Source organism: uncultured Traorella sp., from assembly GCF_944327115.1.
GTDB lineage: Bacteria > Bacillota_I > Bacilli_A > Erysipelotrichales > Erysipelotrichaceae > Traorella.
In genome coordinates this window covers 1-10,468 of the sequence record NZ_CALVGS010000084.1, presented here as the reverse complement: position 1 = coordinate 10,468, position 10,468 = coordinate 1, and the positions used below count along the sequence as shown (strand labels likewise).

Sequence of the window (10,468 nt, the reverse complement as noted above, 5' to 3'; positions counted from 1 at the left end):
GGAAAAACTTCCATCTTTAAACGATAATTGTATGAATGGCACCTAATTCAACAGCCTTTTTCTTCAATGCCTCACATTCCTCTTCACTGGCTATATCATGTCCCATTTTCTCAAGGGCATCTTCACGAACACCAAAAGGACGATAGCGAAGCAATTTATAATCACAGCGATCCTGGATGATACGGGCCACATGTGTAACTGTATCTAAATTTTCCTTCGGATATCTCGGCAAGATCACCGTACGGACCTCTTGCAATTTATCTGTTTCCAAAAGATAATGCAAATTCTGTAAGACACGGTCATTCGAATGATCACACAACGCTAAATGAAATTCAGGATCATATGCTTTCACATCCAACATGACACCGTCACAGAGCTCCATCAATGATAAATGTCGGGAAAAGTCGATAGAACCATTTGAATCGATCAGACAGGTCAATCCCATCTTCTTTACTTCCCTGAACAGTTCTTCCAGATATTTCGCATGAAGCATGCATTCACCGCCACTTACCGTAATACCGCGAATAAATGGTTTCATCGGTGCGATCCTTGCCACCAATTCACTGACCTCCAGATCCTCGATCTTAGGCGAAGCCATCCTCTTGCAGGTATGGATGCATAAATCACACTGGACGCATTTTTGCTTGTCCCACACTACCTTACCTTCCTGGATGCTTAAAGCGTGTACAGGACAGCCTGCGACACAATCCCCACAATGATTGCAGCTATGGATCGTTTCAGGATTGTGACAATACCAGCACTTAAAAGAACAGCCCTGAAAGAAGATGCTCGTCCGATTACCCGGACCATCAACATTGGAAAAAGGGATGATCTTATTAACGGGCGCTTTCATGTACCCTTCGATCCAGTGCATTTGAATAATCTCTGGCACCCTTGCCAAATACACTTACATTATTCAATGACTGTTTTTTCTTATCCAGCTTTTCAAGCTCGCTCTTCTTCACAAGATAACCCGTCACTCTGACAACATCATTATTTGCCAGATAACCGGAATAATAACGCATACCAGCCGCAAGAGCTCCCTTTATGATATCTACCAGTGCCATCGGCGTCTTTAACCATGTTTCCTCATATTTAAAGATATCACCGATACCTGTCGGGAAATATTTGTGGAATAAGGTCGAATGGGCGATCTGCTTATACATTTCCGGTTCACAGCCGATCGGGATACGGCAGCCCGGAGAATTTTCACGTCCATCACTGTCCAGACCGACCTGTGCATGCAAACGATAACGGTTATTCGTTGATTCACAATATTTAGCTTCTCTTGAATTGACAAATTCTTCGATCTTCTGCACGATCTTGACACCTAACTGATCTGCCTCATCATTATTGCCAAAGCCCTTCTTCGGATCATCAATGCCCAAAAGGTGATTGACACATTCCGCAAGACCGACCATACCGAACATTCCTGTAAAGTTTTCCTGCTTTACAAAGCCTTCGGTAGCTAAGAAATTTGATTTAAAGAATGCACTCTTTTCAACGATGAAACAGATACGGTCATTCATCATGTTCCACATCAGATCACAGTAATAAGGCAATGTCTTATTTAAAAATTCATCAACACTGCCAGCCTTCAGGCTCATTTCATATAAACGCAAGCGTGCAAGCGTATATCCTCCGCCAGCCATGCGAAGTCCGTTATAACAGCTGGCAATCGCATAATCTTCTCCCCATTCGCTGACAAACATACGATGGTTGGCAAAAGACGGTTTGGCTGTCTTCATCATGCATACAGCACATCTTTCCGCAAAATCATCACTTGTCAGGTCAGGATCATATTTCAAGGTCAGATTTGGAATTGCCAATTGCATTTCTTCAGTTAATTCCAAAATCAGACGGCCTGTTACGCTATCCTTCGGACCGATATCGGCATGAACAAAAGAATCTGTCAATGTACGGTCAATATTCAAAAGGAAAAGACGCAGACATTTCTTTGCTTCTTCTCTTGGAAGCTTCAAAGTGAACGGTTCCAAAAGCGTATCTAATTCTCCCAAAAATACAGGAAAGGATGTTACGGAAGGAACATGACGATACATGATCAGTAAATTATTGCAGGCCTCCCATAAATCATTTGGCGGATCAAGCTGAAGAAAAGAGCTTCCTTCATTGATAAATTTCTGATAATCCGGAATGATATAACGAGGGCGATACGGAAGGTTTCCTTCTCCCAAATCACATATGATTCCTTCTTCTTTGGCTTTTACAAGTTCATCTGATAATTTGATCGTATGATCAAAGCTTTCTGCAAGGCGTGCCAAGGCCAGCAGTTGCTGATGATAAGTCAGCGTTTCATCTTCTACGATTTTTAATACTTCTTCCATAAAAAGTACCTCCAAGATAAGTATATATTATTTTTCAAATAAATTCCATTCAAAAGATATATTTTCTTTAATAAATTTATTCTTTTTTAGGAATTATTCTTATTCTATGCATCTTTTCAAAGAAAGAAGCAGTCATTGCTGCTTCTTATGTCTTCATTTCAAATTATGACAGCTCCGTTATACCTGTACAAAGCTCATAATATTTACCTTTCTGAGCCAGTAATTCTTCGTGGTTGCCACGTTCGATGATCTCACCGTGCTCCAATACCAGGATGGCATTTGAATTACGTACCGTAGAAAGTCGGTGGGCAATTACAAAAACGGTTCTTCCCATCATCAGACGATCCATACCATCCTGAATCAATGCTTCCGTACGCGTATCGATACTTGAAGTTGCTTCATCAAGGATCAATACCGGCGGATCTGCAATAGCCGCTCTGGCAATTGCCAACAGCTGTCGCTGACCCTGGGAAAGGTTCGCACCGTCACCACTGATAACTGTATCATAGCCTTGAGGCAGGTGCTTAATGAAGGAATGTGCATTTGCCAGCTTAGCAGCAGCTATGACCTCTTCATCTGTCGCATCCAATTTTCCATAACGGATATTTTCTCTGACCGTTGTTGTAAATAAGTGCGTATCCTGCAGCACCATTGCCAACGAGCGGCGCAGATCTTCTTTTCTGATCAGCTTGATATCGATGCCATCATAAGTGATCTGTCCGTGATTGACATCATAGAAGCGGTTGATCAGATTCGTAATCGTTGTCTTACCTGCTCCTGTACTGCCGACAAAAGCAATTTTTTGACCCGGCTTTGCAAACAGATTGATATGTTTCAAAATCACTTTATTTTCTTCATATCCGAATACGACATCATGGAAGCGAACATCGCCCTGTAAAGGAACCAGTTCAAAAGTATCACCATGCGGATGCTTCCATGCCCAATGTCCTGTTCTTTCTTCACATTCAACAAGCTTGCCATTTTCTTCTTTAACATTTACCAATGTTACCTTACCATCATTGACCTCGCTCTTTTCGTCAATCAAAGCAAAGATACGCTCAGCTCCCGCTAATGCTCTAAAGATGGAATTAAACTGCTGTGATAGGTTGGTAATCGGCATTGAGAAGCTTCGTGTGTACTGCAAGAAGCTGGCCAGTGAACCAATGTCCAACATTCCGTTAATAACCTGGAAGGCACCTAAAGAAGCGATGACGGCATACGTTACATAAGAAAGATTTCCCATGATCGGCATGATGATCGAAGCATACGTATTTGCTTCGATGGCTGCATCACGAAGCTCTTCATTGAGCTTTTCAAAGTCTTCACATACCTTTTCTTCATGATTGAATACTTTTACGACCTTGACGCCTTCAAACATTTCTTCGATATAACCGTTAACACGACCCATGCTTTTCTGTTGTTTTTGGAAATACTTGCTGCTCAGGCTTCCGAATTTTTTGACGATCAATACCATTAAGAATGACATGGCAATGATAAAGAGCGTCAAAAACGGTGATAAGATCAACATCATCGTAAAGTTACCGACTATGCTGACTGCACTTGATACCACGGCAGTAAAGCCTTCGCTCATCGCTTCACGTATCGTATCAATATCATTGGTATAACAAGACATGATATCACCATGCTGGTGCGTGTCATAATACTTGATCGGAAGATCCTGCATTTTATTGAAAAGATCCTTACGCATCTCATTTAATGCCCGATTCGACAAATTCATCATGATATATTTATATGCATAACCTGACAATACACCAACGACATAAATGATGATAAGCTGAGTAAGAACAAAGATCAAGCCGTCATAAACACGATTCTCTTTCGCTACACCGATCATTGGTGCAATGTAATCATTGATAATAGGCTTCAAATAATAGTTACCGGCAACCTGTGCACCACTGCACAAGATGACCAAAATGACAACCAAAAGCAGCTGAAGCTTATTTTTAGCCATATATGACATCACACGCATAAGCGTCTGGAATGGATTATAAGGTTTCTTACTCATTCGCTCACCACTCCTTTCATTTGAGAATGATATACTTCCTGATAGATCGGATTTCTTTCAAGAAGCTCTTCATGTGTTCCAATATCATTAATTCTTCCTTCATCAAACACAAAGATACGATCTGCATCCTGTACAGAAGAAATTCTTTGGGCAATGATGATCGTTGTCATTCCCTTTAAGTTTTCTTTTAATTCTTTACGGATGCTGGCATCTGTTGCCGTATCTACCGCACTCGTTGAATCATCTAAGATCAAGATCTTCGGATGCTTCAGAAGCGCCCTGGCAATACACAGACGCTGTTTCTGTCCACCGGATACATTTGTACCGCCCTGTTCGATATAAGTATCATAACCATCCGGGAAATCCATGATAAAGCTATGCGCATTTGCCACCTTACAGGCTTCGATGCACTGTTCCTTCGTCGCTTCCTGATCGCCCCAACGTAAGTTTTCTAAGATCGTACCGCTGAAAAGCACGTTTTTCTGAAGAACCATGCTGACAGAATTTCTTAAAGTTTCAACCTGGATATCTTTGACATTTCTGCCATCGATCAGTACGCTTCCTTCCGTTACATCATATAAACGCGGAATCAGCTGAACGAAAGTAGACTTACTGGAACCTGTACCGCCAATGATCCCGATCGTTTCTCCTGCTGCGATCTTGACATTGATATTTTCAAGTACCAGTGAATGTACATCATTCTTGTATGAAAAGCTGACATTCTTAAATTCGATGCTTCCATTCTGGATCGGAAAAGCACTACTTGACTCACTGTCCTTGATATCAATATCCTCATCCAAGACCTCCACGATTCTCTTTAAAGAAGCACTGGAAATAAGTACATTGACAAAGATCATGCTTAACATCATCATTGACATTAAGATCTGATTGATATAAGTAATAAAGCTCATCAGCTCTCCTGTCAGCATTTTGCCATCCATGACCAGTCCGCCTCCGAACCAGAGAATCAGAATCACACACGTATAAGTTGAAAGCTGCATGACCGGCATATTGAAGATAATAATCTTTTCAGCCTTGATGCTTGCCTCCATCAAAGCATCATTACTCAACTTGAATTTTGCCTTTTCATATGCGCTTCGTACAAAGGCCTTTACAACACGTATCGCTGTTAAGTTTTCCTGCGTAGAAGCATTCAAGCCATCATATTTATACAGCATCGCTTCAAATCTTGGAAAAGAAAGCTTAACGATCATAAATAAAGCAATTCCCAAAATCGGAACGACCACTAAAAAAATCATCACCAGCTCTGCATTGATGCTGGTAGCTAATATCATAGCTGTAAAAAACATGATCGGGCTTCTGATTGCCATACGATTCAGCATCATGAACATATTTTGAATATTATTGACATCAGCTGTTGAACGGGTCACAAGCGATGCCGTTGAAAAGTGATCGATATTTGAGAAAGAAAATGTCTGAATCTTGTCAAACAAAGCCTTTCTCAGCTGACTGCCGAACCCCATGCCGGCTACAGAACTGAATCTTGAACCAATCGCTCCTGCTATCAGTGAAATCAATGACATGAGCAGCATGATACCACCGATTTTTAATACATAGCTCAGATCTTTGTTGGCTACACCCACATCGACGATCTTAGACATCATAAAAGGAAGCATCATTTCCAACACTGCCTCAGTGATCATGGCCAGCATACATATCAAAGCATACTTCCCATAGCCTTTTAGATAAGGTTTTAATGTTTTAATCATTTTCATTCTCCTTTCTCATCGAAGCATTCAGCTTATCAAGAATATGTGCAAGCCCCTCACATTCCTGATCGCTTAATGCATCAAATATCCTCTCATCCATTTCATCAAATTTTTTCCGGCAAGCCTGTGTTTTCAGATTGCCGCTTTCAGTAATCGTAATCAAGGTACTCCGCTGATCTTTTTCATCTGTTTTTTTCGCCAAATATCCTTTTTTCACAAGGCGTTTGACACTTGTCGCAACACTTGGCGGTGTTACATTCAAAGCCGTGGCTATTTCTCTTTGGGTACAACAGCCTTTAGTTCTGACTGTCTCCAAAATAGGCAGCTGTCCATAAAAAAGGCCCTCGCTTTCCATGATCTTACGAGTTTGCCAGCGGTGCATTCGATTAAACATAGTAATAGATTTCACAATTTCCTTAGGTTCCATAACGCTCCTTTTTTAGTTAACCGATTAAATGTTAATCGATTTATAAATGATACATCTATTATATATTTATGTCAAGCATGTTTGATATAAAGTTTTTCATAAATTTTCTATTAATTTTTTAGATCATATGAAGTATAATATCACTATCAAAAAAGGAGTTTTTATGGAAGAGAAAATGATCTTGGATGAAGATGGAATGCGACGCTCATTGACCCGTATGTCGCATGAAATCATTGAAAGAAATAAAGGTGTTGATAATCTTGTTCTGGTTGGCATCAAAACCAGAGGCGAATATCTGGCTCACCGTATTGCCTCTTTTATTGAAAAGGTGGAAGGTAAAAAGGTGGATGTTTATCCGCTGGATATAAAAGCCTGGCGGGATGATCTGGATAAGAAGCAGCCGCTGCCTGAAATCACTTTTTCGGTTGCAGATAAAAAGGTGGTTCTGGTCGATGATGTTTTGTTTAAAGGACGTACGGTCCGTGCAGCACTTGAAGGTGTCTTGCATTTTGGAAGGGCCAAGGAGGTACAGCTGGCCGTACTCGTAGATCGCGGTCATCGTGAGCTGCCGATTCGAGCCGATTATGTCGGTAAGAATATTCCCAGCTCGCTGGATGAAAATATAAAAGTACAAATAAAGGAAATTGACGGACAAGATCAGGTCGTCATAGAAAGGAAATAGTATGGATCAGGAAAGATTTAAAAAATTTGCTTATCAGCTCTTCGCTATCGATTCCCCAAGTGGATTTACGAAACATGCCATTGATTTTTTAGAAAAAGAAGCGAATGGTTTAGGCTTTGAAACAAGCCGTAATCAAAAAGGAAACTTACATATCTTAGTTACCGGTAAAGACCATGATCATAAAGTCGGTATCAGTGCGCATACAGATACGTTAGGATTAATGGTACGCTCGATCAACGCAGATGGAACCCTTCGTTTCACAAATATCGGCGGTCCATCAATGCCAACGCTGGATGGCGAATATTGCCGTATCATAACTCGCAGCGGTAAAACATATACAGGAACGATCCTCTCTGCAACTCCGGCTGTCCATGTATTTAAAGAAGCAAATACAGCCCCTCGTACGACCGATACCATGGTTGTCAAGATCGATGAAATCGTTAAAAGCAAAAAAGATGTGGAAAAGCTGGGCATTATGAATGGTGATATCATCGCCATTGATCCAAAAACAACGATTACCGAAAGCGGATTTATCAAAAGCCGTTTTCTGGATGATAAAATCAGCGTCTGCATCCTTTTCGAAATTTTAAATTTGATCAAGGAAAATCAAATCGTTCCTGCCCATGATACCTATTTTATAGTTACGACATATGAAGAAGTCGGTCATGGAGCAGCAAATCTGCCAGAAATATCTGAACTTCTGGCCTGCGACATGGGCTGCATCGGAGCGGATCTTTCATGCAGTGAATATGATGTCAGCATTTGTGCCAAGGATTCCGGAGGACCTTATGATTATGATATGGTCGGACGGCTCATTGAATTGGCAAAAAAAGAAAAATGCCAGTTTGCCGTTGATATCTATCCGTTCTACGGAAGCGATGTCGGTGCTGCATTAAGTGGCGGCAACAATATTAAAGGAGCTCTTATCGGGCCGGGGGTTGCGGCAAGCCACGGAATGGAGAGAACCCATATGCAGGCGATCGAATCAGCGGTTAAGCTGATCCTTGCCTATCTTCAATAAGACATAGAAAAAAGGTTTGGAAATTTGTTCCAAACCTTTTTTTGACTATTTATTTAATGTATCTTTGATCAACTGTGTCACTTCTTCTGAAGTTGCTAATGTAAGTGCCTTATTTGCCAGCTCTTCCATTTCAGATTTCTTTAATGAATTGATCATTTTACGAGCTGGAAGAATGGAAGTAGCACTCATTGAGAACTCATCAAGTCCTAATCCCAGAAGTACAGGAGCAGCCATGGCATCTCCGGCCATTTCACCGCACATACCTACCCAGCGTCCATTCTTATGAGCACCATCGATCGTCATCTTGATCAAACGCAACAGTGATGGATTTAATGGCTGATACAGATAAGAAACTTTTTCGCTCATGCGGTCAGCAGCCATTGAATACTGGACTAAGTCATTTGTACCGATAGAGAAGAAGTCTGCCTCTTTGGCAAAGTTATCAGCATTTACCGCAGCAGCAGGAATTTCAACCATCATACCTACTTCTATGCTGTCACTTACTTCAACACCTTCAGCAATCAAATTAGCCTTTTCTTCTTCAAATAAAGCTTTAGCTTCTCTAAATTCATCCAATGTCGCAATCATCGGGAACATGATGCAAAGCTTACCGTATTTAGAAGCACGGATCAAAGCTCTCAACTGTGTCCTGAAGATATCTTTTCTATCTAAGCATAAACGAATAGCACGATAGCCAAGGAACGGATTCATTTCTTCAGGGAATGTGAAATAAGAAAGCTTCTTATCTCCACCAATATCCAATGTACGAACAACGACCTTTTTACCATTCATTCCTTCAAGAACGGTCTTATAAGCCTCAAACTGTTCATCTTCAGTAGGGAATGCCTGTGAATTCATGTATAAGAATTCTGTACGATACAGGCCTACACCTTCACCGCCGTTATTAATGACACCTTCAACATCCTTTGGCGTTCCGATATTTCCTGCAAGCTCAACCTGATGTCCGTCAAGCGTGATCGTATCTGCATGAAGCAATACTTTCAAGGCTTCTTTTTCTTCCTTATAAGCCTTTGCCTTAGCTTCATATTCTTTAACCGTAGCTTCATCAGGATTTACGATTACTTCACCATTTACAGCATCCAGAATCATCAAATCTCCATGCTGGCATGCTTCCATCACACCTGCACAGCCAACAACAGCAGGAATTTCCAAAGAACGTGCCATGATTGCAGAATGACTTGTCCTGCCACCGATAGCTGTCGCAAATCCCTTTGCATGTTCATTCAGCTGGGCGGTATCTGAAGGAGTCAAATCATGAGCAACGATAATAGAATCCTCATCAACCAAAGAAAGATTTGGAATTAAGACACCAAGTAAATTACACTTTAACCTGAAAGTAACATCCTTTACATCAGCCGCTCTTTCTTTGAAATAATCGTTATCCATAGATTCAAACATGGCAATCGTATTTGCGGCCACAGTGTCAGCTGCATATTCAGCATTTACATGATCATTTTCGATCATGGCTTTGATCTGACCTTCAAAATCAGGATCAGAGGCCATCATTAAATGAGCATCAAACACAGCTAATTCTTCATCAGAAAGCTTGCCTTCTGCCTGAGCCTTGATTGCCTCGATATCCGCCTTTGTCTTAGAGAGTGCAGCATTAAACTTTGCAATTTCTGCTGACGGCTCGATTCCTTCCTTTTTTTCGATCGTTACTACCGGTTGTTCAAGCTTGTAAACCCTTGCAATTGCATAACCGGCAGAAGCAGCAATACCTTTTAACATAAATCATCCTCCTATGGTATTATGTAAAATAAGAAAAATTCTACAAGGATATTTTAACACTATTTAGAGCGTTACGCAATCAACAAATGCTTCAACTGCTTCAGATTTTCTTCGATAATAAGTGCTCTTCTTAAAATACTCCTGCCACCATTTTTTATTTCTTTCATTTAAATAATCATTGCGTATGATCCTTTCATATTCAGGCGGCAGCAATTCGACCAGCTGATCGATATATCTTATAAATTCGACACCGCTGTCCAATACATAATTATTCGGCATTTTACGTTTGCCTTCAGCGACCTCCTGCTTGATTTCTTTATACATCTTTGCTATGTAGCACATGATTTCCTCATTTCTATTATCCATTTCTTTCCCTCCTGCTTATTTATATATAGACATATTTCTACATAAAATGCTACATATTTTTTGTCAAGCTTCCAAATTTGTCCGATTCTTTTATTTTTTGGAACAAAAAAAGCTCTCTT

General features: G+C 40.6%; 9 protein-coding genes. 2 read left to right on the top strand and 7 right to left on the bottom strand.

Translation table 11 applies throughout. The features are described 5' to 3' along the window. Window positions 1-16: 16 nt before the first annotated feature. From Q0K35_RS07920 to Q0K35_RS07900, 5 genes are all read right to left on the bottom strand, one after another. Entirely contained in the window at window positions 17-853 is an 837-nt protein-coding gene (locus Q0K35_RS07920; protein ID WP_294562114.1) for a YjjW family glycine radical enzyme activase, read from the bottom strand. Continuing rightward, complete coding sequence (locus tag Q0K35_RS07915) at window positions 837-2,345, bottom strand: YjjI family glycine radical enzyme (protein ID WP_294562113.1); 1,509 nt, start codon at window positions 2,343-2,345, stop codon at window positions 837-839. Before Q0K35_RS07915 ends, Q0K35_RS07920 begins: the two co-directional genes overlap by 17 nt. Before the next feature lie 163 nt (window positions 2,346-2,508). Beyond that, window positions 2,509-4,371 carry an ABC transporter ATP-binding protein gene (locus Q0K35_RS07910; RefSeq protein ID WP_294562112.1) on the bottom strand — a complete coding sequence of 621 codons (1,863 nt, stop codon included), beginning with the start codon at window positions 4,369-4,371 and terminating at the stop codon, window positions 2,509-2,511. Beyond that, on the bottom strand, window positions 4,368-6,101 hold the full coding sequence (locus tag Q0K35_RS07905) for an ABC transporter ATP-binding protein (protein ID WP_294562111.1): 1,734 nt from the start codon (window positions 6,099-6,101) through the stop codon (window positions 4,368-4,370). Before Q0K35_RS07905 ends, Q0K35_RS07910 begins: the two co-directional genes overlap by 4 nt. Beyond that, a complete protein-coding gene (locus Q0K35_RS07900) occupies window positions 6,094-6,528 on the bottom strand; it encodes a MarR family transcriptional regulator (protein WP_294562110.1) in 435 nt (144 codons plus the stop codon). The genes Q0K35_RS07905 and Q0K35_RS07900 overlap by 8 nt, the downstream gene beginning before the upstream one ends. 163 nt (window positions 6,529-6,691) lie before the next feature. On the opposite strand from Q0K35_RS07900, the gene pyrR reads away from it, so the two are divergent. Together pyrR and Q0K35_RS07890 are read left to right on the top strand one after the other, a co-directional pair. Beyond that, window positions 6,692-7,210, top strand: a complete 519-nt coding sequence (gene pyrR, locus Q0K35_RS07895; protein WP_294562109.1) for a bifunctional pyr operon transcriptional regulator/uracil phosphoribosyltransferase PyrR — start codon at window positions 6,692-6,694, stop codon at window positions 7,208-7,210. 1 nt (window position 7,211) lies between these two features. Continuing rightward, window positions 7,212-8,231 (top strand): M42 family metallopeptidase, encoded by a 1,020-nt coding sequence (locus tag Q0K35_RS07890; RefSeq protein ID WP_294562108.1) that lies wholly within the window; start codon window positions 7,212-7,214, stop codon window positions 8,229-8,231. Between the two features lie 45 nt (window positions 8,232-8,276). On the opposite strand, the gene ptsP is transcribed toward Q0K35_RS07890, so the two are convergent. Then, the gene (ptsP, locus tag Q0K35_RS07885; RefSeq protein WP_294562107.1) at window positions 8,277-9,983 is read right to left on the bottom strand and encodes a phosphoenolpyruvate--protein phosphotransferase; all 1,707 of its coding nucleotides are present in this window, start codon (window positions 9,981-9,983) and stop codon (window positions 8,277-8,279) included. 63 nt (window positions 9,984-10,046) lie between these two features. Beyond that, window positions 10,047-10,349, bottom strand: coding sequence for an MG284/MPN403 family protein (locus tag Q0K35_RS07880; RefSeq protein WP_294562106.1), 303 nt, complete (start codon window positions 10,347-10,349; stop codon window positions 10,047-10,049). Window positions 10,350-10,468 lie beyond the last annotated feature (119 nt).

Bases quoted from the DNA above. Each gene is read 5' to 3' on its own strand.
- Q0K35_RS07880 (WP_294562106.1), bottom strand. From the start codon at position 10,349: ATGGATAATAGAAATGAGGAAATCATGTGCTACATAGCAAAGATGTAT.
- Q0K35_RS07890 (WP_294562108.1), top strand. From the start codon at position 7,212: ATGGATCAGGAAAGATTTAAAAAATTTGCTTATCAGCTCTTCGCTATC.
- Q0K35_RS07900 (WP_294562110.1), bottom strand. From the start codon at position 6,528: ATGGAACCTAAGGAAATTGTGAAATCTATTACTATGTTTAATCGAATG.
- Q0K35_RS07920 (WP_294562114.1), bottom strand. From the start codon at position 853: ATGAAAGCGCCCGTTAATAAGATCATCCCTTTTTCCAATGTTGATGGT.
- Q0K35_RS07905 (WP_294562111.1), bottom strand. From the start codon at position 6,101: ATGATTAAAACATTAAAACCTTATCTAAAAGGCTATGGGAAGTATGCT.
- ptsP (WP_294562107.1), bottom strand. From the start codon at position 9,983: ATGTTAAAAGGTATTGCTGCTTCTGCCGGTTATGCAATTGCAAGGGTT.
- pyrR (WP_294562109.1), top strand. From the start codon at position 6,692: ATGGAAGAGAAAATGATCTTGGATGAAGATGGAATGCGACGCTCATTG.
- Q0K35_RS07915 (WP_294562113.1), bottom strand. From the start codon at position 2,345: ATGGAAGAAGTATTAAAAATCGTAGAAGATGAAACGCTGACTTATCAT.
- Q0K35_RS07910 (WP_294562112.1), bottom strand. From the start codon at position 4,371: ATGAGTAAGAAACCTTATAATCCATTCCAGACGCTTATGCGTGTGATG.